The sequence below is a fragment of the Gelidibacter japonicus genome (assembly GCF_010725055.1).
GTDB lineage: Bacteria > Bacteroidota > Bacteroidia > Flavobacteriales > Flavobacteriaceae > Gelidibacter > Gelidibacter japonicus.
Map to the genome: position 1 here is coordinate 49,728 of NZ_BJKB01000015.1, position 25,345 is coordinate 75,072.

A 25,345-nucleotide genomic window follows, 5' to 3' on the forward strand; every position below is an offset into this window, starting at 1 on the left:
AAATTTAACCCTAAAATAAAATTCTATGAAAACAGTGATCAAAACATTAGCACTTACGCTGGCATTGGTATTTTCCTATACCGCCAATGCACAAAAATTTCCAGATTTAGACCCAAGTCCAATGGACGCTGCCACCTATCCAAGCAGCTATAAAGTTTCGGATAAGGCCATAAAAATCATTTACAGCCGACCTCAATTAAAGGGGCGTGATTTAGCAAGACTAACGCCAAAGTACGAGGTGTGGCGAACAGGTGCAAATGAGGCTACCGAAATAACCTTTTACAAGCCTGTTATGTTTGGAAATACAAAGGTTAAGGCTGGCACTTATACATTGTTTACAATTCCTGGCGACGACGAATGGACCATTATCTTGAGTTCTGACGTTAACGTTTGGGGCGCCTATACCTATACGAAAGATCACGATGTGGCTCGTATAAATGTTCCAGTATCGCAAAGCAAAGATATTTTGGAAGCGTTTTCAATTACTTTTGAAGAATCTAAATCGGGTGCCGATATGTACATGGGTTGGGGAACCTTAAGAGTAAAAGTTCCTTTTACATTTTAGCCCATCCCTTCCAAACAAAAAAAAGAGTTTAGGTGTCTAAGCTCTTTTTTTTATGGGATATTCAAATATTTATGAGTCTGTAGAGACACTTTCCATTGTGGATTTGCCATGACGTAGTCTACAATTTCGGGTATCACTTTATCGCGTTTGCTCCATTCTGGCTGTAAAAACAAGATACAGTCTTTATTGACTTTCGCTGCCTGTTCTTCCGCAAATCTAAAATCGTCCTTATTATAAACAATCACTTTTAACTCGTTGGCTTTGTCGTAAACCGCTTGAGTAGGGAGTTTTAATTTTTTTGGTGACAAACAAATCCAATCCCATGTTCCCGTTAATTGATAGGCTCCAGAAGTTTCAATATGTATCTGCAAGCCCTTCTCCTTTAATTTAGTAGCTAGGGGATCCATATTCCACATTAAAGGCTCCCCGCCAGTAACAACAATGGTTTTACTATATTTTACTGCATTTTCAACAATTGATTCCGCCATAGTTGGAGGATGCAGTTCTGCATTCCAGCTTTCTTTGACATCACACCAATGGCACCCCACATCACATCCACCAAGTCTTATAAAATAAGCAGCGGTTCCCTTGTGAAAGCCTTCGCCTTGAATGGTATAAAACTCTTCCATCAAAGGCAGCAGAAGACCTTGATCTATCAACTCTTGTTTTTCACTTTTTGTCATAGCGTGCAAAGATACTTGATAATCTTAAAAATTAGGGGCCAATAAACAGAAGTTTTTATTTGGAAGCAATAACCTCAATTTCTATGCTGGCATTGAGTGCCAATCCACTTGCTGCAAAGGTGGTCCGTGCAGGTTTATTTGGAAAATAGTCTTTGTATATCCTATTAAATGCCACAAAGTCATCCATGCTTTTTAACACGACGGTACATTTCACGACCTTATCCAAAGAGGATTGGTGATGTTCCAAAACAGCTTTAATATTCTCAATACACTTCTTAGTTTCAGCCTCAATACCACCTTCAACCAAAGTACGCGTTCCATGGTCCATTCCCAACTGTCCGCTTAAAAACAAAAAGCCATTGCTCTCAACCACATCACTAAACGGTGTATCCTGTTTTTTGGCCTCATGCGATTTATGAAAAATAATTTCATTTGGTGTTTTTTGGCATCCAAAAACCAAGAAGGTGAGTAAAATGATGGAGAAAACAGATTTAAGTTTCATTTTTTATCTTTTAAACTTGAATAAAATTACACTATTTTTATCCAAAATTTAGAATTTATGGCCAGAAAGGATGATTTCCTCAAACATATTCAAGACGGAAACACCAATAAGGGCGAGTTCATTACCTTAGGTGCTGCCATGCTAGATGGTGAGACCATTACCAACGCCCTTGTCAATGTACCTTTAAAGACTTTAAACAGACACGGGCTGATTGCAGGTGCTACTGGAACAGGGAAAACAAAAACCTTGCAAGTGCTGGCAGAAGGGCTATCAGAAAAAGGTATTCCCGTTTTATTAATGGACATCAAGGGAGACTTAAGCGGGTTGGCTGTACCGGGTTCACCGCACGTTAAAATCGATGAGCGTCACGCCAAAATCGGAATTCCGCACGAAGCGAAAGGATTTCCGGTTGAAATCTTAACCTTATCTGAACAAGATGGCGTCCGATTAAGAGCCACGGTTAGTGAATTTGGCCCCGTGCTTTTATCTCGAATTTTGGAATTGACCGAAACTCAGTCCGGAATTGTGTCAGTGATTTTCAAATATTGCGATGATCATAAAATGCCACTTTTGGATATCAAGGATTTTAAAAAGATCTTACAATACTCAACCCAAGAAGGAAAAGAGGCCTTTGAATCAGAGTATGGCCGAATTTCGACCGCCTCTACAGGGGCTATTCTAAGAAAGCTTGTTGCCTTGGAACAGCAAGGTGCCGATTTGTTTTTTGGAGAAACCTCGTTCGAAGTGGACGATTTGCTAAGAGTTGACGACAATGGAAGAGGATACATTAATATCCTTCGATTGACGGACATACAAGACCGTCCAAAATTGTTTTCAACATTCATGTTGACGCTATTGGCGGAAATCTATTCAACTTTTCCGGAAAGAGGTGATACCGACCGACCTGAACTTGTTATATTCATTGAGGAAGCTCATCTCATTTTTAATGAAGCATCAACGGCCCTTTTAAACCAAATTGAAAGTATTATCAAACTCATTCGAAGTAAAGGCGTAGGGATCTATTTTGTCACCCAAAATCCGACTGATGTTCCCGAAGCGGTCTTGAGCCAATTAGGATTAAAAGTTCAGCATGCCTTAAGAGCCTTTACCGCCAAAGACCGAAAAGCCATCAAATTAGCCGCACAAAATTATCCTGATACTATTTATTATGACACTGCAAGCGTTTTAACTTCTTTAGGAACTGGCGAAGCTTTAGTAAGTGCTCTAGATGAAAAGGGACGGCCTACACCATTGGCCGCGACCATGATGCGTGCACCAATGAGCCGGATGGACATTCTGAGCGAAAGTGAATTGGCAGACTTACTGTCCAAGTCAAAATTGATCAAAAAATACAATGAGACCATAGACAGGGACAGTGCTTATGAAATGCTGAACAGAAAGATTGAAAAAGCGCAAGCTGAGGATGAAAAAGAAAAGGTAAAAAAAGAACTGGAAGACTTAAAAAAAGCACAATCCAAACAGCGAACTACTACCACGCGTCGTAGCTCTGCAATGAACCCTATTGTAAAAGTGCTCACCAGTGCTACATTTATCAGAAGTGTTTTTGGCATTCTCTCAAAAGCCATGAAAAAGAAATAAAAAAAACAATCATTAACCAATTATCTACCGATAACGAAAAGTGTTACGGAAATTAAATTCACCATTAAAAATGCATAAAACATTTATTTACATTACCCTATTCTCTCTTTTATTGTCCAGTTGTGGGAAGGACCAAGATCCGTTTTTGATTCAAAAACACAATATCGGAAACTTGACGGATTCAACACAGATCAAAGATTTAAAATCAATTTTTGAGAACGATTCCGTTGCCAACTATATTGGCAAAGACGAGTTTACGAGAAATATCAATACAATCGAAATATTTGACAAAGATGGCACTTCATTGTTAAGTATTTCTCCTCAGATAAGCGCAGACTCAACTTCCGTGGTCAACAGCGTCCGAATCTTAGATTCTCGCTATAAAACTGAAAAAGGTATTTCGATTATGAGCAGTTTCAAGGATATCCAAAATGCCTATGAAATTTCAAAAATTGACAACCTCATCAACTCAATTGTTGTGAGTGTCAAAGAGATTAATGCATCCTTTACCATCGATAAAAAAGAATTGCCATCAAATTTACGCTTTGATAGAAGTATTTCTATTGAGGCTTCGCAGATTCCTGATAATGCTAAAGTGAAATATTTTTTCATACACTGGAACTAAAACCCAAAGACTAAAAGATGAGTTCATTCTTCTCAAAGTTATTAGTTGCGATTGCTCGGAAAAAACTTGAGCATGAACATTCATCTTCAAAAATCAGAGACAGGCAGGCAATTCCTTTAGCACGTCAAATCAAAGTAGAGATTAAGCACTTCATCAAGGATTACACCTATGTCCTTATTGGTGTGTTTTCGGCCGGTTTCGGGTTGAAGGGCTTTTTATTGCCCAACCGTTTTATTGATGGTGGCGCTACAGGTATTTCGCTGCTTTTAGAAAACATCACTCAAATTGACTTGAGTTTTCTATTGATTTTAGTCAACCTCCCATTTCTAATTCTCGCGGCAAAAACATTCAGTGTCAAATTCGCTGTTAGGAGTATTGTCACCATTGCCATTTTAGCCCTTGTTGTGCATTATGTGGACTATCCCACCATTACCGAAGATCGTTTGTTAATTGCTGTGTTTGGTGGTTTCTTTCTCGGATTGGGTATAGGGATGGCCATGCGAGGCGGCAGTGTTATTGATGGTACCGAGGTATTGGCCATTTGGCTCAGCAAGAAATTGTCAATCACCATAGGTGATGTGCTATTATTAATCAATATTATCATCTTCTCGTTTGGTGCCTACATTTTATCTATTGAAATTGCGCTCTATGCAATATTGACATATTTATCTGCGGCAAAGACAGTCGATTTTGTTGTGGATGGCGTTGAAGAATATGTTGGGGTAACGATTATTTCAGAAAAACACCAAGAACTGCGCAAGATGATTGTCGAAAAATTGAGACGTGCCTGCACCATTTATGCAGGAAAAGGCGGTTATGGAAGAAACGGCGAAAGCTATGATAAAGATATTATCTATACCGTCGTAACCAGACTGGAACTCGCAAAATTGCATACAGAAATAGATAAAATTGATGAAAAAGCATTTATTATCATGGGACTTGTAAAAGATATCAGAGGCGGTATGATCAAGAAGAAACCTTTGAAGTGACGGAGAAGTGATGAATGACAGATGACAAGTACAAGACTTTTGATTGACATAAACGATTGAGGATTTAAGATTTGGAACTTACCTGCCCGTCTGGATCTTCCAGCGAAGTCGTAAAACTTTGAATTTAAAACTACTCACGATCAACTAAAAATAAAATTATGGCAAATAAACCTTATAAAATACAAACCTCTCCATTTGTGGTTCCCACAACCGATGGAAAAACCATAAAGGAACATTTTGGAAGGGCAACAGACGGCAACTCCCAATTAAGTATCGCACACATGATAGCACCAGCTGGCTGGAGCGAACCCTTCCAAACCCCTGAATTTGATGAATACACGTTTATCATCAGCGGCAAGAAACAATTTATTATTGAGGATGAGACCATTATTTTATCGGCGGGCGAATCCATAAAAATAGAAAAAAATACACGCATTCAATATTCAAATCCCTACACAGAGCCTTGCGAATACCTCGCTATTTGCCTTCCAGCATTCTCAATGGATCTCGTACACAGAGAACATTAATCCCAAACCTAAATTGTCATGAAGGAAGTTCTTATTAAATTAATTGGTTCGTATTATAATATGCTGAGCTATGTTTCAAAGCCCTATGCCGCAGATAAGGCCATGTACTTATTTACCACCCCACGGGCTGGCCGGATTAACGAGGAACAATCAGATTTTTTACATACCGCTTACCAAGAGGAACTAAAATATAAACACTATCCTATAATGACCTACAGATGGTTGGGAAAAAAGCAAACCATTTTATTGACCCATGGCTGGGAAAGCAATGCCGCGCGATGGAAAAATCTGATATTGGACCTCAAAAAGAGAGGCTTTAATGTCATTGCACTTGATGCTCCTGCACATGGAAAATCAGGAGGCAGGGCATTTGACGCCATGCTATATGCCGAGTTCATTAATGTGGTCGCCCAGCGATTCTCTCCAGATGTCATTATCGGGCATTCTGTCGGCGGAATGGCCTCGGCTTATTTTCAACATAAATATCAATTTGACAAGTTAAAGAAAATCGTTTTATTGGGAGCTCCTTCTGAATTTCAGGATGTCATGAAACGCTATACCGATATGTTGGGTTATAATCATCGGATTGTTTCAGAATTGGAGCAGACCATAATAAAACGTTTTGGCACTCCGTCGGATGCCTTATCAACGGCCAGATTCCTTGCTACGACTGAATCAGAGGGCTTGATCATCCATGACCAAGACGACCATATTATTCCTTACAACGACGCCTTACTGATAAAAAACAGTTTTAAAAACAGTCAGCTCATAACTACCAAGGGTTTAGGTCATTCGTTGATTCACGCCTCCGTTGCTGAACATATTTACGAGTTCATTGATACCTAAAACCACTATCTTTGTATTATGGAAGAAGATCTTAAACGTATCAACAAATTTTTAAGTGAAGTAGGCTACTGCTCACGCAGGGAAGCTGACAAGCTCATTGAAGCTGGCCGAGTGACCATCAACGGAAAAGTACCCGAAATGGGAACAAAAATTTCGAAGAGTGATGTCGTTCATGTCGATGGAAAGCGGATTTCAGACACCAACGAAGGTTTTGTTTATTTAGCCTTCAACAAGCCCGTAGGTATCGTATGTACAACAGATACACGTGTTGAAAAAGATAATATCATTGATTATATCAACTACCACAAACGTATTTTTCCAATTGGACGATTAGACAAACCAAGCGAAGGTTTAATCCTGCTTACGGACGATGGTGATATTGTCAATAAAATATTGAGAGCAGGTTATAACAATGAAAAGGAATATCTTGTTACGGTCAATAAGCCCATTTCACAAACCTTTATCGAGCGAATGTCCAACGGCGTACCCATATTAGACACCATCACCAAAAAATGTGTGGTTGAAAAACTAGGGACCAATGAGTTCAGGATCATTCTAACTCAAGGCCTCAACCGACAAATCCGTAGAATGTGTGAATACTTGGATTATGAAGTGGAAACTTTAAAACGCATTCGGATCATGAACATCAAACTGGATATGCCCGTTGGTTCTTATCGGGAATTGACAGAAGCTGAATTCAAGGAGTTGAATGCGCTTTTGGACAGTTCAGAAAAACGTATGGCGGAAGACAAATCTCCTCCACCTAGAAGAAGCAGAAAATAGTAATATAACTAAAGCACGATGGTATAAGAGACTCGTTGGCATCATTTAAAATACAAATAATGAATTCTATTATTAACCGTGATTATTGAGACACATTATGACCATGACGTAAGGCGTAGTTAAAATTTGCAGAAATAACACTGCCAATAGTAATTCTTGGCACCAATTATTTTAAGAAGACTATATTAAGATTGGTGCACCTCTTTTAAACACTAAAAAACAAATTAAAAAACAGTCATGACTACAGCATTATCACCATTTCACATTGCTATTCCAGTACATAATCTTGAGGAATGCCGAGTGTTCTACAGGGATGTTTTAAACTGTGAAGAAGGCAGAAGTTCGGATCATTGGGTGGATTTCAATTTCTTTGGCCATCAATTGGTCATTCATTACAAATCAAAATCTACAGAAGAGTCGCACTCCAATAGTGTAGACGGTAAAAATGTTCCAGTACCGCATTATGGCGTCGTACTGCCATGGGATTCATTTCAGGATTTCGCCAAGAAACTAACTGAAAAAGGTATTGAATTTGTTATTGAACCCTATATCCGTTTTGAAGGTCAAGTTGGAGAACAGGCTACGATGTTTTTTATGGATCCTTCAGGAAACGCTTTAGAATTTAAGGCCTTTAAGGATATGGGACAATTATTTGCCAAATAAACTGAATTCACTACCCCAATTGAGTAAGGCGCTTTCTTTTTAATCCATAAAGATAAAACGGAAGGTAAATGAGCAGAAAATATGGGATTAAAACAGCTTGGACAATTATGATATACATCGGCCAATCTCCAAGATAATCCAGTAGAGATGCAGATTGTGGTTTTTCATTGAGATAAAAATAGTTGGCGTTCAACAGATCATTAACAACCACTATAGCCAAAAAATAGAGTTGTAAGGCGAAAAATGATTTAAACACACTTTTAAAATTGGGCATCATTTTAAAAACTAGTGTGGCATAACTTATGACCATTAACAGTCCCAAATGGACAACCCAATATCTGACATAATCGAATGTTGGAAAACCAGAGGCAATATCTGGTGTTATTACAGCCTGCAAGGTGCCAGCGATAATCCAAAAAAACAGGATTTCGTACATCCAAAATTTACGATAATATGTAAACACGGGAATTAAAATAGCCAACAAACTACATAGATATAGAGGTAAATCTTTTTGAACATTATAGTTCCCGGAAATTACCTTATGAAGATGAAAGGCAATAACTAATAAGGAAATTCCAATTGCCATAAAATGGATAAACCGATATTGGTTTTTAACACTTAGGTTTCTCTTGGCATATTGTATAACCACGAATCCAAATAGAACCGCAAGAACAATGGGAAGCCAATGTTCCATGCTCCCCATGACTACTCGTAGTATGACTATGGGCATTGTTAAAACTAAAACATACATCATGCCCTGTTCTTTTTCTATAGTGAGATTTACATTTGGCGTTCTCTAGCCAAGAGCGTGTTTTTAAGCAACATCGCGATAGTCATCGGACCAACTCCACCAGGTACTGGCGTTATAAAGCTCGCTTTTTTACTGACGTTCTCAAAATCAACATCACCCGTAATACGATAGCCTTTTTCGGTTGTATCATCAGGCACTCGGGTAATTCCAACGTCAATGATCACCGCATCATCTTTTACCATTTCGGCCTTCAAGAAGTTGGGCACTCCAAGAGCTGAAATAATAATATCGGCTTGAGACGTAATTTGTGTAATGTTTTTGGTATGACTATGCGTTAAAGTAACAGTAGAGTTCCCTGGAAATCCTTTCCTTCCCATTAAAATACTCATTGGACGGCCAACAATATGGCTTCTACCAATAACAACAGTATGCTTGCCCTGAGTATCAACATTATACCTGTCCAAAAGCTCCAATATCCCAAATGGTGTTGCAGGAATAAAGGTGGACATATCAAGAGCCATTTTCCCAAAATTCATTGGGTGGAAACCATCCACATCCTTATCTGGGTTCACGGCTAAAATCACTTTTTGAGTATCAATTTGCTTTGGTAATGGCAGTTGAATAATGAACCCATCAATCTCTGGATTTTCGTTCAATTCCTTAATCTTATCCAACAATTCAACTTGACTTACGGTATTGGAAAGGCGCACCATGGTAGATTCAAACCCAACTCGTTCACAGGCCTTAACTTTGCTGGCTACATAGGTCAAACTGGCACCATCATTGCCCACTATAATTGCAGCAAGATGTGGCACTTTTTCCCCGTTTTCCTTCATTCTTTTTACCTGTTCGGCAATTTCATTTTTAATGTCATTGCTTATTTTTTTTCCATCTAAGATTGTCATTCCTTTAATAGTTTACAGTCGCAGTCGCAGTTTTCAGTTTGATTGTGGTAAACATATCATTCTGGCTTAACTCCGAATTTACCTGGATTATTGATCATAAAATTTATTAATTTTCTAATTTCTAATGATTAAATGTTTAAATCCTGAAATGTAGAATCATCTATATAATTGCAAGCCAAAGCAAATTCCAACCATGCGAAAGTTTCTGAATTTTAGCAGCCGCATCGGTAAGCTTACTTATAAAGTGACGCGGATACAATCGCTTTCTATACGATTCAGAAATATAAGCCGTGACTCAACGAGAACTTCTAATTAATTGACTAATTAATGAATACGTCTTCTCTTTTGGAAAATTTTTAGAGACTTCGAAAATATCCATGGCCAATTCTAATGACTTTTGACACACTATCAGTTTCTTGAAATCCATATCACAAAAGTTTATTAAGTATAGAAAAACCAGTATTGCGATTGCGACTGAAAACTGCCAACTGAAGCCTACCTCATCCCCTTCATCGCCTGCATCATCGCCTTTCCTTTGCCACCTTGCATCATTTTCATCATCTTGCTCATCTGGTTGAATTGCTTTAAAAGCTGATTCACTTCTTGCACGGAAGTTCCTGAGCCTTTTCCAATACGTTTTTTTCTACTGGCATTTATTACTGATGGATTTGCCCGTTCTAATGGGGTCATGGAATGGATGATGGCTTCAATACCTTTAAAAGCATCATCATCAATATCAATATCTTTCATCATTTTCCCAGCTCCCGGGATCATTCCTATCAGATCCTTCATATTACCCATCTTCTTGATCTGCTGAATTTGCTTTAAGAAGTCATCAAACCCAAATTGATTTTTGGCAATTTTCTTTTGAAGTTTTCGTGCTTCCTCCTCGTCAAACTGCTCTTGGGCACGTTCAACAAGAGATACGACATCTCCCATTCCCAGAATACGATCTGCCATACGCGATGGATAGAACACGTCAATCGCTTCCATTTTTTCACCCGTACCAATAAACTTAATTGGTTTATTGACTACCGATTTAATAGAAATGGCCGCCCCCCCACGAGTATCACCATCCAATTTAGTCAGAATAACACCGTCAAAATTTAAGACATCATTAAAGGCTTTGGCGGTATTAACGGCATCCTGGCCGGTCATGGCATCAACTACAAATAAAATTTCCTGTGGCTGAATGGCATCACGGATATTGGAAATCTCGGTCATCATCGCTTCATCTACAGCCAATCGTCCTGCGGTATCAATAATGACCACATTATGACCATTTGCTTTAGCATGTGCAATACCTGCCTTTGCAATAGCTACAGGATCTGTATTTCCCTTGTCGCTATAAACCTCAACATTGATTTGTTCTCCCACTACATGAAGTTGATCAACAGCAGCTGGACGATAAACGTCACAGGCAATCAATAAAGGTTTTTTTGTTTTTTTGTTTTTAAGATAATTGGCAAGTTTACCGGAAAAAGTCGTTTTACCAGAACCTTGTAAACCAGACATCAAAATTATGCTTGGATTACCTGAAAGATTAATACCCTCAGCATCGCCACCCATGAGCTCAGTCAACTCATCCTTGACCAATTTCACCATCAACTGGCCTGGCTGCAAAGTGGTCAATACGTTTTGACCCAAGGCTTTTTCCTTAACCGTATTGGTAAATTCCTTGGCAATTTTAAAGTTGACATCGGCATCCAACAAGGCTCTTCGTACCTCTTTTAAGGTTTCGGCAACGTTGACCTCCGTAATACTTCCGTGCCCTTTAAGGACGTGCAGGGCTTTATCTAACTTTTCACTTAAATTATTAAACATATATTTTCAGTCTTCTGTTTGTAGTATTAAAAACTACAAGAATTAAATTTTGAGTTGCAAATTTACATATTTGATGTCTATTTATAAAACCTAAAGGCTTAATAAATATCATCTTGGCAAGCTTGTCGGACATTGAACTTCAGATCTCTCTAATCCCAATAACCGTCGGGAGGGGTCACATGCGCTCAGGTACATCAATCCCCAACAGACCAAATGCATTCTTTATGGTCACCGCCACTTTATTGGACAAGGCTACCCTAAAGGCCTTTTCATTGTCATTTTCCGCTCCAAGAATAGACACATTCTGATAAAAGGAATTGAACTCTTTTACCAAATCATAGGTGTAATTGGCCACCAATGCAGGGCTGTGATTATCTGCGGCATTTTGGATCACTTCAGGAAACAACAACAACTGTTTGATCAATTCTTTTTCCTTACCGTGAAGTGCTATATCCTGTATGTCTATAACCGCATTTAAATCTGATTTTCTTAATATGGATTGAATTCTAGCATAGGTATACTGAATAAACGGCCCCGTATTACCTTGGAAGTCGATTGACTCCTTCGGATCGAAAAGAATGCGTTTTCTTGGATCCACTTTTAAAATAAAATATTTCAAGGCACCCAAACCGATAGATTTGTACAGTTCTTGTTTTTCAGCATCTGAATACCCTTCCAATTTGCCCAATTCCTCTGAAATCTCTTCAGCAGTCTTAGCCATTTCAACAATCAAATCATCGGCGTCAACAACAGTTCCTTCCCTACTCTTCATTTTTCCAGAAGGTAAATCGACCATGCCATAACTTAAATGGAATAAATTTTTCGCCCATTCAAATCCCAGTTTCTTAATGATTAAAAACAACACTTGAAAATGGTATTCCTGTTCATTGCCTACGGTATAAACCATTCCGCCAACATCAGGAAAATCTTTAACACGCTGAATGGCCGTACCAATATCTTGGGTCATGTAAACTGCGGTACCATCTGAACGTAAAACAATTTTTTCATCCAAACCGTCTTCGGTCAAATCGCACCAAACAGAGCCATCTTCCTTCTTGAAAAACACTCCTGACTTCAATCCTTCTACCACAAATTCCTTTCCTAAGAGATAGGTTTGGCTTTCGTAATAAAGTTTATCAAAATCAACCCCCAAATTTTTATAGGTTTGATCAAAACCTTTATAAACCCAAGCGTTCATTTTTTCCCAAAGGGCAACCGTTTCTACATCGCCAGCTTCCCATTTCTGAAGCATTTCCTGAGCTTCAATGATAATAGGAGCTTGTTTTTTCGCATTTTCTTCAGACTTACCTTGGGCCACCAACTCCTGAATTTCCTTCTTGTATTCTTGATCAAACTTAACATAGTAGTTCCCTACCAACTTATCGCCTTTTAAACCCGATGACTCGGGAGTCTCTCCATTTCCAAAACGTTTCCAAGCCAACATACTCTTACAAATATGAATACCTCGGTCATTAATAATTTGCGTTTTATATACTTTTTTACCGGAAGCTTTTAATATCTCAGAAACACTATAACCCAATAAGTTGTTTCTAATATGTCCCAAGTGTAATGGCTTATTGGTGTTTGGCGATGAATATTCCACCATTATGGCTTTATCTTTTGGTTGAGGGGCTGCAAATCCGTAAGATTCATTATCTTTTATGGTTTCAAAAATTTTGAGATAATGTGCATCCTCAATTTCAATATTTAAAAAGCCTTTCACGACATTGAAGGATTTTACGACATCAATGTTTTCCAACAGATATTGGCCAATCTGTTCGCCAATCTGAACTGGATTCCCTTTTACCACCCGCAACATTGGAAAAATCACCACAGTGACATCACCCACAAACTCTTTACGGGTGGATTGTAGTTCTACCGACTCCAAGGTCGCGCCAAAAAGTTCATTTACTGCTTTTTTTACTTGATGTGATAAGGTTTCCTGAAGATTCATCTGCTGTTCATTTTAAGTTTGCAAAGATAGGATTTTAATTAATTTTTTATAAGTGCAATAGCTCTATTGTTAGGAAAAAGCTATAAGTCTAAGGGCTGATCATAACCTCATCTGATTTGATTTTTCAAAATTTGATTAAATTTGAACTTCAAAACTTCCTATGAATCGCATCTTCTACTTTCTGAGTCTCATATTTATTATTATAGGATGTGACGATTCCAAATATACTTCCGATGTTTTATCACCAGTAGAACCTCAGTTTTATAAAGGCATGGATTTATCATTTCAATCGGAGTTGGAAAAATACGATCTGGTCTATAAAGACGAAAACGGAAAGCCCATCACCCTTTTAGATTACGTTTCTGAAAACGGAACCAATCTCGTCCGCCTCAAGTTATGGCACACCCCACAGAATGGACAGAACAGTTTATCAGATGTCAAAGCGTATGCACTAAAAATAAAAAGCAGGAATATGGATTTTCTACTAGACTTTCATTATTCGGATACCTGGGCCGATCCAGGGTCGCAAACGCCACCTCAAGCATGGCAAAATATGAACTTTGATGAAATTAAAAATGCCATTTACAACTATACAAAAGAGGTCCTTCTCGAATTAAAAGAACAAAATACACTTCCAAAAATCATTCAGATAGGAAATGAAACGGACAGTGGCCTTTTATAGAATTACGGAAAAGTTTGGAATGAACATAACGACAATTGGCCCAATTATGCTGCCCTGGTAAAAGAAGCCATAAAGGGAGCAAAGGAGGTTGACCCGAACAACAATATTCAAATTATGCTGCACCATTCGAGTGTTGAAGATGCGATATATTTTTTCAATGAACTCCAACCCTATCATTTAGAGTTTGACATTATCGGACTTTCTTATTACCCACAATTTCAGACCAAAGATTTGGGTTTGGTAAAAACAAAACTCAATACCTTGGCAACTACTTTTAACAAAGATATTTTAATGGTAGAAATGGCCTATCCATTTACTTTGGAATGGAACGACAAGAGCATCAACTTTATTGGCGACGACAGCCAGATACTGACAGAATTCCCAGCAACTCCATGGGGTCAGAAAGCCTATCTTGAATGGCTTGTGAACACTGTTAAATCCATTCCAAACCAAAAAGGAATTGGTTTTTGCTATTGGGCGCCAGACTGGGTTGCCTTTGTTGGCAATGGGAACACCTCAACAAAGGGGAGTGCTTGGGAAAACCAATGCATGTTTGATTTTGACCATAAGGCCCTACCAATCTTTGACGTTTTTAGAAACAATTAGCATTTATTTTAATCTCTTACCTCCCAGAAATCCCAACACCAAAGCCACCAATCCAAGGCCTATGGTCATATAAGCATCCGTATTATCTTGAATATCCACACTGAAATCCCCAATGCCAATAGAGGCTTCCGGCGCAATTAAGGTGTATATGCCATATACTAGCAGTACAGTGCCTACAACCATCAAAATGGTTTTAATCGTTTTATTCATTCTTGTGTTATTTAATTTCATTAAAGTTAGTCAATATTCCTTTTCATCTTATTTTTTATAAACCAATGATTCGTAACCTTTTGTGCAACCTTAAATTTCCGCATATCAGCATTTTGCATTTCATCGATGAAAGTGTCGTTTTTCTAAGATATTGACCTTTCACCCGATATCTAAATTATTCAAAAAAAATACCATATCACTTCATCTAATTTTTTGGCATTAAAACCCGAAAATTAGATTATTAAAACCCTTTTATCCATTTTTGAAGAAGCTATTAATCAAGGTCCCAAAAAACGTTGATGCATATATTGAAAAGTCCTTAACACCATTGTTATTGTATTTTTGTGTAAGTGCCTACCCTCTCCCTCAAGGCAAGCTCAAATCACATCGCATTACAATTTTATAACTAATTGCAAAAAAATGAAACGGTTAATTGCCTTAGCTGCCTTTTTTGCTGTCTTGTCTGGTTATTCCCAAACCAAAGAGATAGACAGTCTTGCTATACAATTAGCTTTTCAAAAGCAGGATTCCTCCAAGGTTGACACCTCGATACTTCTTATTAAAGCACTTTATAAAGCGCAAGATTATCAAAAGGCACTCTCCTATATTTCAGAAACCGAGCAGCTTTCAAAATCAATTAACTACGCCAAAGGCATCGCAGCAGTCAATTATTTTCAAGCCCTTATCTATGCCGATAGAAATGACTATTTCAATGCAATTGACCATTTCAATAAATCGAAAAAATTATATACAGAGCTCAATGATGCTTTAGGAGTCGCACAAGTGAGCAACAGTATTGGTCTTTTAGAGATCAAAAGAGGGAATTACAGAAACGGGTTATTGAATTCCCTATCTGCAATCAGAATATTTGAAGAACGCAACTTGTACGAAGATCTTAGTTTGGCTTACAACAATCTGGCAAAAGCCTATTATAATACGAACCAAATTGATAAATCGCTTGAATTCAACCTGAAAGCTTTAAATATTAGAGAGCGGTTAAATGATAGTTCAGGCATTAAAATGTCCACAAAGAATATTGCCCAACTGTATTCAAGGCGGAAAGAACACCGAAAGGCAATTGAATACTATGAAGACGTTTTATCGATGCTCAATCCTGAAGCAGACCAAGCCCTAAAAGGAGAAATATTGCCACGTATAGGCGAAGAGTACCTTAAGTTTAAAGATTATGACAAGGCCGCCAAATACCTTGTGGAAGGCCTTAAATTTAACCGAAGAGCTAATGATAAGGAAGGTATTTTACGAGCCTTGAATTCAATCGGACAACTTAATCTGGAGCAGAAAAACACGCGATTGGCAGAAAGTCAAATCTACGAAGCCCATGACTTGGCAAAAGGAGTGGGGAACAACGAAGAACTTCTTAAAAACTACAAACTTTTAATGGCCTTGGACTCCACCAAAGGAAAGTTTGAAAATGCCTATCGTTGGCAACGCGAGTATTTTAGTTTAAAGCACATTTTAGATCAGGAAAACCAACCTTATTTGCCGGTAAATACCGACTCCATTGAGGATATTCTTGAGAATGAAGCCAACCTTGAGACGACAACGCCTGATGACACCATAAAAGAAACGGCTAACAATACCAATCAAGTCAAAAATTTAAAGCTTCTTTCTTACGGATTAATCGTTGCATTTCTCATCGTTCTGACCTTTTTACTACTGATTTATCTGAAAAGAAAAAGCTCTATTAAATACACCCAGGAACTTGAGGAAAAGAATAAGCAGATCCAGCTTCAAAATGAAGCCATTATGGAGCAAAAACTCCATCTCCAAGAAATCAATGACGTTAAAGATCGTTTGTTCAGTATTGTTTCTCATGATCTAAAAGACTCCATATCGTCCATTAAAGCATTCTTAGATTTACTTAAGGAAGACAGTATTAGTAGAGAAGAATTCAATGAGTTGATTCCGGAATTGAGTGAAAATGCCGATAATGCCTCCTTATTATTGTTCAATCTTTTAAATTGGTCGAAATCGCAAATGCAAAACTTGGAACCAAAGCCCGAGCTTTTTGATGTTCAAGAAGTGTTTCACAGTAAAGTCAGATTGATAGAACAAAAAATTGAACAAAAACGGATTGTCCTCATTGATGAATCTCAGCAGGGATTCATCTATGCTGATAAAAGTATGGTGGAAATTATTATCCAGAACCTATTGACCAATGCCGTAAAATTTAGTCGTGTTGGAGATATTATTACCATCTCCAATAAAGAACACAATGGAAAGTCCTTAATCTGTGTGGAAGATACAGGAGTTGGGATTCCAAAAGAAAACCTCAAAAAGCTTTTTCAAAACAATAATTTCACGACTGTTGGCACCAAGAACGAAAAGGGTACCGGTTTAGGTCTGACAATCTGTAAGGAATTAGTAGAACTTAACCAAGGTCGAATTTGGGTTGAAAGCACTCCGAATGTTGGCACAAAATTCTATGTAGAGCTTCCCAAGATGAAAACGGAAGAAGAGAGCTAAAAAGGGTTTCGAGTTTCGAGTTTCGGGTTCAAAGTTATTCCTTGATTACATAGAATTAATCATTTTTAATTCAATTCCAGTTTTGCTCAATTCAATTTTATCTTCCTGCTTTCGGCAAAAACACTTCCGCCATCATACAACGAGCACTTCCACCACCACACGTTTCTATAGTTTCCAAATCACTGTACAACATCTCGCAATGCATGGAAAGTTTCGCAATTTGCATGCTGGTTAAACTGTCATGTGCCGCCTTACTCATCACCAAGTAGCGTTTTTCATCGGCGCCTCTCACCTGTAGCATATTGCCAGCAAAACTGTGCATTTGGGCTTCGGTAATTGCAATAACTTCCTTACCGTCTTTTTTCAGATGGTCCACGACGTTTTTACGCTCCTTTTTATCATCGATACTATCCAAGCAAATGACAGCAAAAGTTTCAGCAATACACATCATGACGTTGGTATGATAAATAGGCAAACGGTCATCATCCACAGTTTGATACGCTGTAAAAATGACAGGAAAATAGTCAAAATCTTCACAAAACTCTATAAATAGTTCTTCATCTGCCCGTGGAGAAAGCGCACAGTATGCCTTTTTATGTACCCGATCCATAATAATACTGCCAGTACCTTCCAAAAAGAAATGATCTTCTTCGGCACTGGTATAGTCCATTATATTTGTAATCTCAAAGCCTTCTTCTTCCAAACGGTCGAGCAGTTCTTCACGTCGTTCCTTACGCCTATTCTCGGCAAACATTGGATATAGTGCCACATCGCCATTTTCATGAAAGCTTACCCAGTTATTTGGGAAGATAGAGTCAGGAGTATCGTTGACCTTATCATCATCTTCCACAATAACATTGACACCTACAGCTCTGAGCTTTTCTACAAAGGCATCAAATTCGGCTTGAGCCTTTGCATTGATTTCAGAGTTCTTTATATCCAAATCTTCCTGAAAATAATTATTGACCGCTGTTTGTTCATTCATCCTAAAATTTACAGGCCGAATCATCAAGATTGTATTTGTGGTTTGGTGCATAGTAAAGGCGATTTTATGCCGGCAAAAATAGTTTAATTTGATTAAATTTGGAAGCTATTGCGATTTTAAATATGCGCAGAGCTCAAATGCAAATTACTTCTGATGAAAACCATTTTTATTTTCTTTTTAACGAGTCTTTCCATCATCGCTCAAGAAGCGAATCTGCCCAAGGATTACTTGACAGTTTTTGAAAAAAGCAACGGACTTGAAACGGCAAGCTATCAAGAAGTAATTGCGTATTATCAACTCTTGTCTGATAACTATCCTGAAATCCGTATGGACAGTATCGGCATGACAGATGCTGGCATACCTCTGCACATAGTGATTTTCAATCCTGATAAGGTTTTCGACTTTGAATCCATTAGAAAAACCAAGCAGACGATGATGATCAATAACGGCATCCATCCAGGAGAACCTGATGGCATTGATGCCACAATGCTTTTATTCAGAGATCTTGCACAAGGCAAAATTGCAACACCAGTGCATACTGTATTGGTAACTATTCCTATTTATAATGTTGGAGGAAGCCTAAATAGAAACTCCACCACCCGTACCAACCAAGTTGGACCTAAGGAATACGGCTTTAGAGGTAATGCCAGAAACTATGATCTGAACCGCGACTTTATAAAAGCAGATACCAAAAACGCTCGTAGTTTCACCCAAATTTATCACTTGGTCCAACCTGCAGTTTTTATCGACAACCATGTGAGCAATGGCGCCGATTACCAATATACCTTGACCCATTTATTTACACAGCACAATAAACTTGGAGGTGATTTGGGTGAATATCTCCATGAGGAAATGATGCCAAGTTTGGAAAGTAAATTGGCCCACAAGAAATGGGACATCACGCCTTATGTCAATGTTTTTAACGAGGTACCTGAAGCCGGATTTACCCAATTTTTGGATTCACCACGTTATTCTACAGGCTATACGGCAATGTTCAACAGCTTAGGAATGATGGTCGAAACCCATATGCTCAAACCTTACAAACCACGAGTGGAAGGCACTTACGAATTGATGAAAAGCATGTTGGAGATCATGGAAACTGATCATAATAAAATAAAGGAACTACGTGCCGATGCTATTAAACAATTTCAAGCTTCAAAAACCTATCCCCTAGATTGGATGGTTGACACCACAAAATCGACCCGTCTGACATTTAAAGGCTACGAAGGCAAGATGATTCCAAGTGAGATCACAGGAGCAAATCGCTTAAAATATGATAGAAGCAAACCATTCACAAAGGATGTGGTCTACAAAAACTATTTCAAGCCAAAAGTTGAAGTCTCTGTCCCAACGGCTTATATCATTCCTCAAGGTTGGTGGAACGTTATTGACTTGTTGAAGCTGAACCAAGTTGAAATGACATTTCTTGAAAAAGACACGACCATTACTGTTGAAAGTTATAAAATAGATACTTACCAAACCAGAAATCAGGCCTATGAGGGGCATTACCAACATTATAACACCAAAGTGATTCCATCAACCCAAGCCATGCGATTCAAAAAAGGAGACTATTTTATTTCTACAGATCAGGACGCTATAAGATACCTCTTGGAAACCTTAGAGCCACAAGCGCCCGATTCATTTTTTAATTGGAATTTCTTCGATACGATTCTGCAACAGAAAGAAGGTTTCTCGCCTTATGCATTTGAGGACGTTGCAGCCGAATTATTAAAGAATAAACCAGAATTACTTGCTGCTTTCGAAACCAAAAAGAAATCGGAACCTGAATTTGCAAAAAGCTGGTATGCACAATTGGATTGGCTGCATAAGCAAAGTGAGTATTATGAGTTGGCACATATGCGGTATCCTGTGTATAGAGTGATGCAACATTCCACTGACCAATGAAGCAAACCATACCGTAAATACTCTTGGGGATTGTATTTGATAAGATTCTAATTTGAAATTTAAACCAAAAGCTTAATATTGGCATACGAATTTTCCATAGCTTTCTTAACCTGGGTTGGGTTCAGCCATTCTACTTTTGTGATGCCTTCGTCTTCCTGGGGTATCAATTCGCCTTTATAAGTGGAAGTCATTTCAAACCAATAGGTTATTTTCAGTTGGTGTCTCCCGTTCCTTTTAAAAATATGATAGGTCGTTTCCAATGGTTTGATAATTTTCAGACCATTGACTTTGGTTTCTTCCTCAACCTCTCTCAAAGAGGTTTCCTCAATGCTTTCATTCCCCTCTATTTTTCCTTTGGGCAAATCCCATTTATCATTTCTGTAAATAAAAAGAATTTCACCTTTATCGTTAAATACCTTGCCCCCACCGGCAACCACATTTGGTAACTTCTTTAAAAATGATTTCAAAAGTTTTTTTTCGCTCTTACCAATGATCCTTACACCTTTTAAGTCGGTAGAATTGAGTTCTCTAATAACTTTTCCTATGTTGACCGTTCGCATCAAGTAATTTTTAAAATGCTTTTCTTTCTTGACCTCTGTAGTCAAAATAATAGGTTTGTCATTGACAAAAACTTTATACATCTTTTCTATAATGAAGAATTGAATTTGTAAAAATATAATAATTTGATTCACAGCGCGGTCTTTGAAAAAATTTTTCCGCAAATTTTTAAATTTAAAATCTATAAAATTGTTTAATTTTACCCCATGATTCTTAATAAACAAACCGCTAAAAAGACTGCCGAACTGCTATTGCAGATTCACGCGATCAAACTACAACCGAATGAACCATTTACGTGGGCCTCTGGTTGGAAATCACCAATTTACTGCGACAATCGCATCATACTTTCTTATCCACCCATCCGTAATTTCGTTCGTGAAACCATGGCCAAACATATTGAACAGCAATATGGAAAACCCGACGTCATAGCTGGAGTTGCCACTGGGGCCATTGGTATTGGTATTTTAGTGGCTGAGTATTTGGGACTGCCATTTGTGTATGTCAGACCAGAACCAAAAGGTCATGGGCGTCAAAATCAAATTGAAGGTTATATTGAGAAAGGCCAGAGTGTGGTAGTGGTAGAAGATTTGATCAGCACAGGCAAAAGTAGTCTTAATGCCGTAAAGGCTTTAGAAGAAGCTGGCGTTAATGTTAAAGGAATGGTCGCCATTTTCACATACGGATTTGAAGTGGCCAATAACAATTTTAAAGAAGCCGATGTTACCTTACAAACATTAAGTAATTATGAATCACTGTTGGAACAAGCCTTAGACACTAAATATATCACCACTAAGGAACAGAAAGTTTTGGCAGATTGGAATGCCAGACCAAGCGAATGGAATGCTTCTTGATGTTCCTTCACCAACAAAAATGAAGTCGTGAGGGAATGGATCGAGGGATCGTTTTCAGCCAAAAAGCACGACTTAACCACAACAATATAAAATAATTATTTCCCCTCCGCAGCATTATCGCAAACGGGATAAAACAACAAACAAAAATGAATTTAGAATCACCAAAAGTAAGTCTTGGGAAAAGCCCACAAGAAGTCTTCGACTTCCTATCTGATGTTAAGAATTTCGAACAGTTAATGCCTGATAATATCAGTAAATTTGAAGTCTTGGGCGAGGATAAGTTTTTATTCGCATTAAAAGGAATGCCTGAGATTGTATTGAAGAAGAAGGAAAGCAACGCGCCAAATAAAATTGTTCTTGGTGCTGCCGGAGGAAAATTGGATTTTTCACTGACTGGCGATATCCAAGAAACAGGAGACAATCAGAGTGATGTTAAATTGACCTTCGAAGGCGATTTCAATCCTATGATGGCCATGATGATCAAAGGTCCAATTTCAAAATTCATTGAGACCTTGGTAACCAACATGTCCAAAGCGGTTTAATACAACAGAGCTACTTCCTTAAAGTCAAAACTTCTTATCTTGTTGTCTTGAACTTTAACCTGTAGTAGTCCAACATCTGAAATTCCAATAATATAACCTGAAAACACAGAACCTTCAGCATCTTGAAATGTTGAAGGTTTGTTTTTTCTAAATAGCTGTGATTCGTATCGTGCTTTTAAAGATTTGAACTGCTTTTCTTTCAAACAATTAAAATGGATATCAATCTGTTTTAAAACCAAGTTCAATACCTCGTCCAAATTGTTCACTTGCCCTGAAAGCAACAGTAAGGATGATGCGTTTGGCAATCCCGTAAAATCGGTCTGATTGACATTGAGCCCTATTCCAATTACAGACCCACTAATCACGTTTATTTTGATGACATTCTCAATCAGAATTCCCCCAATTTTTTTATTGTCTGACAAAATGTCGTTGGGCCATTTCACCTTTAATTTGGCTATTCCCAGGCTCTTTAAGGCCTCATAGACCGCCAAGGAGACCGCCATACTGATATAGAAATGTTGCCGAATATTGAGAAATGAAACATCCTTAAACACACTAAACGTAAGGTTCTTGGCCTCTTGAGAGCTCCAAACGGTTCCCATTTGCCCTCGTCCATTGGTCTGTAAACTAGCAACTACCGTCAAACCATCTTCAGCATTGCCTCCACTACTGAGCCTTTTTAAGTACGTGTTAGTTGAGTCAATGGCATCAAGTTTGATTATACGCATGTGCAAGCTTCAATAATTTATAAATTTCTTATGAGATTATAAGGCTTAAAAGAATTAAAAAAAACAATAACTTTGCACAAATTTAAAATAAATTAATGGCGAAAGAAAATAATAACTCAGATGCACTGATTTCCACTATATTAGAAGGTATTGAAGACGTCAAGGGAAAAGAGATCAAAATTCTCGACTTGCGGGATATTGAAAACACGGTTTGTGATTATTTCATTATTTGCGAAGGAAACTCAAATACACAAGTAAATGCCATTGTGAATGCTGTTCAAAAGAAAGTCAGTAAAACCCTTAAAGATCATCCTTGGCATGTTGAAGGAAGTGACAATGCAGAATGGGTTCTAATGGATTATGTCAATGTGGTGGTCCACGTATTTCAAAAACATATAAGACAATATTACGATATCGAAGGCCTTTGGGGCGACGCAAAAACAACCGTTATAGAAACCAGTTACTAAAAAAAGATTAATGTCAAAAGAAAATAAAAACTTAAACAAAAAGCCAAAGTTAAGTCCGTACTGGATCTATGGAATGGTCATTGCTGCTTTTTTCGCAGTTCAGATATTCTCAGGTGGTTTTGGTGGACAGGATGCTAAAACTACAACACCAGCTCAGTTTTTTGAATATTTAAAAAATGGAGATGTTGCCAAAGTTGAAATTGTCAACAATAGAGAGGCCAAAGTATATTTAACAGAAGCCGCACTTCAAACAGATACCCATAAAGGGACCAGGCCCAATAACATTATTCCTACTGTCAACCCTAGTCCGAATTACAAATTTGAATTTGGTGATTTGGCACTTTTTCAGGAAGAAATCAGAAACGTTATTAAAGAAAATAACCTCAGCAACACCGAAGTCACTTTTGAGACTGAGCACAACGTATGGGGAGATTTCCTTTTGGGTCTCCTACCATTTATCTTGATCATTGGAGTTTGGATTTTCATCATGAGACGGATGTCTGGTGGCGCTGGCGGTGGTGCTGGTGGCCAGATATTCAACATAGGGAAATCTAAAGCCAAATTGTTCGATGAAAATACTGATATAAAGACTTCATTTAAAGATGTTGCAGGTTTGGAAGGCGCCAAGGAAGAAGTTCAAGAAATTGTGGACTTCTTAAAGACTCCAGAAAAATACACCTCCTTGGGGGGTAAAATTCCTAAGGGAGCACTCCTTGTAGGACCTCCAGGTACAGGTAAAACCTTATTGGCCAAAGCGGTTGCAGGTGAAGCTAAGGTTCCTTTCTTCTCCTTATCCGGCTCAGATTTCGTAGAAATGTTTGTGGGTGTCGGAGCTTCAAGAGTGCGTGATTTGTTCAAACAAGCAAAGGAAAAATCGCCTTCTATTATTTTTATTGATGAGATTGACGCCATTGGCCGTGCCAGAGGCAAAAATGCCATGTCCGGTTCCAATGATGAGCGTGAAAACACACTGAATCAGTTATTGACCGAAATGGATGGATTTGGTACCAATACCAACGTTATTGTCCTTGCCGCAACCAATAGAGCTGATATATTAGATAAAGCATTAATGCGAGCTGGTCGATTTGACAGACAAATTTTTGTAGATCTTCCGGACATCGTTGAACGAAAGGAGATATTTGAAGTCCATTTAAGACCCATCAAAAAGGGCGAGGATTTAGACATCGATTTCCTTGCCAGGCAAACACCGGGATTTTCGGGTGCAGATATTGCCAACGTATGTAATGAGGCTGCCTTGATTGCTGCTCGTAAAGGCAATAAGGCCGTTCACAAACAAGATTTCTTGGATGCCGTAGATAGAATTATTGGTGGTCTTGAAAAGAAGAATAAGATCATTACTCCAGACGAGAAACGCGCTGTTGCCTTCCATGAAGCTGGTCATGCCACGATAAGTTGGATGTTGGAACATGCTGCGCCTTTGGTGAAAGTAACCATTGTACCAAGAGGACGATCTTTAGGTGCTGCTTGGTATTTACCTGAAGAACGTCTGATCGTAAGAACAGAACAAATGTTGGACGAAATGTGTGCTGCCCTTGGGGGTCGGGCCGCTGAGCAGGTCATTTTTGGCAAGATTTCAACAGGTGCTTTAAGCGATTTGGAAAAAGTTACAAAGCAAGCACGTGCTATGGTAACCGTTTACGGGCTAAGCGATAAAGTAGGAAATATAACTTACTACGATTCCTCTGGGCAATCTGAATACGGATTTACCAAACCTTACAGTGAGCAAACGGCAGAGTTGATTGATAAAGAAATCTCTGAAATTATTGAAACGCAATACTTGCGCGCCATCAAGATTTTGGAGGAAAACAAGGATAAATTAACCGAATTAGCAGAAGAGCTACTTGAAAAAGAAGTTATTTTCAAGGATAATCTTGAACGTATTTTTGGTATTCGTCCATTTGATAAGGACGTTTTGGAACGGGAGAACAAGGCGAAGGAAACCCCTCCAGAAATTGAGAACGTTGAAGTGCCGGCAGAAGATATTAAAAAAGATGAACCACTAGTTTAGAATCCAGTTTCAAATTCATATAAAAAACTTAAATTAATCTTATGTTAATTTAAGTTTTTTTATATTTGAGCTAATCATT

Annotated in this window: 25 protein-coding genes and 1 pseudogene; 15 read left to right on the forward strand and 11 right to left on the reverse strand. The window is 38.2% G+C overall.

Annotated features, from left to right (window positions below):
- Positions 1-25 precede the first annotated feature (25 nt).
- Complete coding sequence (locus G6N06_RS14595) at positions 26-565, forward strand: DUF2911 domain-containing protein (RefSeq protein ID WP_163517529.1); 540 nt, start codon at positions 26-28, stop codon at positions 563-565.
- 50 nt (positions 566-615) lie between these two features.
- Here the strand turns inward: G6N06_RS14595 and G6N06_RS14600 are convergent, their stop codons facing one another.
- Positions 616-1,248, reverse strand: coding sequence for a 7-carboxy-7-deazaguanine synthase QueE (locus G6N06_RS14600; protein WP_163517530.1), 633 nt, complete (start codon positions 1,246-1,248; stop codon positions 616-618).
- 55 nt (positions 1,249-1,303) lie between these two features.
- Complete coding sequence (locus G6N06_RS14605) at positions 1,304-1,750, reverse strand: RidA family protein (RefSeq protein ID WP_163517531.1); 447 nt, start codon at positions 1,748-1,750, stop codon at positions 1,304-1,306.
- 57 nt (positions 1,751-1,807) lie between these two features.
- Between G6N06_RS14605 and G6N06_RS14610 the strand changes: the two genes are divergently transcribed.
- From G6N06_RS14610 to G6N06_RS14640, 7 genes are all read left to right on the forward strand, one after another.
- On the forward strand, positions 1,808-3,349 hold the full coding sequence (locus tag G6N06_RS14610; protein WP_163517532.1) for a helicase HerA-like domain-containing protein: 1,542 nt from the start codon (positions 1,808-1,810) through the stop codon (positions 3,347-3,349).
- 70 nt (positions 3,350-3,419) lie between these two features.
- The gene (locus tag G6N06_RS14615; protein ID WP_163517533.1) at positions 3,420-3,974 is read left to right on the forward strand and encodes a hypothetical protein; all 555 of its coding nucleotides are present in this window, start codon (positions 3,420-3,422) and stop codon (positions 3,972-3,974) included.
- Between the two features lie 17 nt (positions 3,975-3,991).
- On the forward strand, positions 3,992-4,963 hold the full coding sequence (locus tag G6N06_RS14620; RefSeq protein WP_163517534.1) for a YitT family protein: 972 nt from the start codon (positions 3,992-3,994) through the stop codon (positions 4,961-4,963).
- Positions 4,964-5,121: 158 nt separating this feature from the next.
- The gene (locus tag G6N06_RS14625; RefSeq protein ID WP_163517535.1) at positions 5,122-5,490 is read left to right on the forward strand and encodes a cupin domain-containing protein; all 369 of its coding nucleotides are present in this window, start codon (positions 5,122-5,124) and stop codon (positions 5,488-5,490) included.
- 18 nt (positions 5,491-5,508) lie between these two features.
- Entirely contained in the window at positions 5,509-6,336 is an 828-nt protein-coding gene (locus G6N06_RS14630) for an alpha/beta hydrolase (protein ID WP_163517536.1), read from the forward strand.
- Positions 6,337-6,354: 18 nt separating this feature from the next.
- Positions 6,355-7,119: a 23S rRNA pseudouridine(2604) synthase RluF gene (gene rluF / locus G6N06_RS14635; protein ID WP_163517537.1), complete on the forward strand. Its 765-nt coding sequence runs from the start codon at positions 6,355-6,357 to the stop codon at positions 7,117-7,119.
- Positions 7,120-7,356: 237 nt separating this feature from the next.
- A complete protein-coding gene (locus G6N06_RS14640) occupies positions 7,357-7,782 on the forward strand; it encodes a VOC family protein (protein WP_163517538.1) in 426 nt (141 codons plus the stop codon).
- A gap of 10 nt (positions 7,783-7,792) precedes the next feature.
- On the opposite strand, the gene G6N06_RS14645 is transcribed toward G6N06_RS14640, so the two are convergent.
- From G6N06_RS14645 to argS, 5 genes are all read right to left on the reverse strand, one after another.
- Positions 7,793-8,536 carry a YwaF family protein gene (locus tag G6N06_RS14645; RefSeq protein WP_240338078.1) on the reverse strand — a complete coding sequence of 248 codons (744 nt, stop codon included), beginning with the start codon at positions 8,534-8,536 and terminating at the stop codon, positions 7,793-7,795.
- A gap of 26 nt (positions 8,537-8,562) precedes the next feature.
- Positions 8,563-9,438: a bifunctional 5,10-methylenetetrahydrofolate dehydrogenase/5,10-methenyltetrahydrofolate cyclohydrolase gene (locus tag G6N06_RS14650; protein ID WP_163517539.1), complete on the reverse strand. Its 876-nt coding sequence runs from the start codon at positions 9,436-9,438 to the stop codon at positions 8,563-8,565.
- A 295-nt stretch (positions 9,439-9,733) separates the two neighbouring features.
- Positions 9,734-9,865, reverse strand: coding sequence for a four helix bundle protein (locus tag G6N06_RS20060; RefSeq protein ID WP_308469760.1), 132 nt, complete (start codon positions 9,863-9,865; stop codon positions 9,734-9,736).
- A 68-nt stretch (positions 9,866-9,933) separates the two neighbouring features.
- Entirely contained in the window at positions 9,934-11,262 is a 1,329-nt protein-coding gene (gene ffh, locus G6N06_RS14660) for a signal recognition particle protein (RefSeq protein ID WP_163517540.1), read from the reverse strand.
- Positions 11,263-11,437: 175 nt separating this feature from the next.
- Positions 11,438-13,216, reverse strand: a complete 1,779-nt coding sequence (argS, locus tag G6N06_RS14665; RefSeq protein WP_163517541.1) for an arginine--tRNA ligase — start codon at positions 13,214-13,216, stop codon at positions 11,438-11,440.
- A 271-nt stretch (positions 13,217-13,487) separates the two neighbouring features.
- Between argS and G6N06_RS19920 the strand changes: the two are divergent.
- Positions 13,488-14,504, forward strand: a pseudogene (locus tag G6N06_RS19920) (glycoside hydrolase family 53 protein).
- Positions 14,505-14,507: 3 nt separating this feature from the next.
- Here G6N06_RS19920 and G6N06_RS14680 read toward each other — a convergent pair.
- Complete coding sequence (locus G6N06_RS14680) at positions 14,508-14,714, reverse strand: hypothetical protein (protein WP_163517543.1); 207 nt, start codon at positions 14,712-14,714, stop codon at positions 14,508-14,510.
- 420 nt (positions 14,715-15,134) lie between these two features.
- Here G6N06_RS14680 and G6N06_RS14685 point away from each other — a divergent pair, with 420 nt between their 5' ends.
- Positions 15,135-17,201, forward strand: a complete 2,067-nt coding sequence (locus tag G6N06_RS14685; protein WP_163517544.1) for a tetratricopeptide repeat-containing sensor histidine kinase — start codon at positions 15,135-15,137, stop codon at positions 17,199-17,201.
- Positions 17,202-17,298: 97 nt separating this feature from the next.
- Here the strand turns inward: G6N06_RS14685 and ctlX are convergent, their stop codons facing one another.
- Entirely contained in the window at positions 17,299-18,237 is a 939-nt protein-coding gene (gene ctlX, locus G6N06_RS14690; protein WP_163517545.1) for a citrulline utilization hydrolase CtlX, read from the reverse strand.
- 102 nt (positions 18,238-18,339) lie between these two features.
- On the opposite strand from ctlX, the gene G6N06_RS14695 reads away from it, so the two are divergent.
- Positions 18,340-20,091, forward strand: coding sequence for a M14 family metallopeptidase (locus G6N06_RS14695; protein ID WP_163517546.1), 1,752 nt, complete (start codon positions 18,340-18,342; stop codon positions 20,089-20,091).
- 59 nt (positions 20,092-20,150) lie between these two features.
- Here the strand turns inward: G6N06_RS14695 and G6N06_RS14700 are convergent, their stop codons facing one another.
- Positions 20,151-20,732, reverse strand: coding sequence for an NUDIX hydrolase (locus G6N06_RS14700; RefSeq protein WP_163517547.1), 582 nt, complete (start codon positions 20,730-20,732; stop codon positions 20,151-20,153).
- Positions 20,733-20,855: 123 nt separating this feature from the next.
- Here G6N06_RS14700 and pyrE point away from each other — a divergent pair, with 123 nt between their 5' ends.
- Positions 20,856-21,500 (forward strand): orotate phosphoribosyltransferase, encoded by a 645-nt coding sequence (gene pyrE / locus G6N06_RS14705; protein WP_163517548.1) that lies wholly within the window; start codon positions 20,856-20,858, stop codon positions 21,498-21,500.
- A gap of 146 nt (positions 21,501-21,646) precedes the next feature.
- On the forward strand, positions 21,647-22,042 hold the full coding sequence (locus G6N06_RS14710; protein WP_163517549.1) for an SRPBCC family protein: 396 nt from the start codon (positions 21,647-21,649) through the stop codon (positions 22,040-22,042).
- Here the strand turns inward: G6N06_RS14710 and G6N06_RS14715 are convergent.
- Complete coding sequence (locus tag G6N06_RS14715; protein ID WP_163517550.1) at positions 22,039-22,770, reverse strand: biotin--[acetyl-CoA-carboxylase] ligase; 732 nt, start codon at positions 22,768-22,770, stop codon at positions 22,039-22,041. The two genes, G6N06_RS14710 and G6N06_RS14715, sit on opposite strands and share 4 nt — an antisense overlap.
- A 95-nt stretch (positions 22,771-22,865) precedes the next feature.
- Between G6N06_RS14715 and rsfS the strand changes: the two genes are divergently transcribed.
- Entirely contained in the window at positions 22,866-23,237 is a 372-nt protein-coding gene (gene rsfS / locus G6N06_RS14720) for a ribosome silencing factor (protein WP_163517551.1), read from the forward strand.
- 10 nt (positions 23,238-23,247) lie between these two features.
- Entirely contained in the window at positions 23,248-25,266 is a 2,019-nt protein-coding gene (gene ftsH, locus G6N06_RS14725) for an ATP-dependent zinc metalloprotease FtsH (RefSeq protein WP_163517552.1), read from the forward strand.
- The last annotated feature ends 79 nt before the right edge of the window (positions 25,267-25,345 follow it).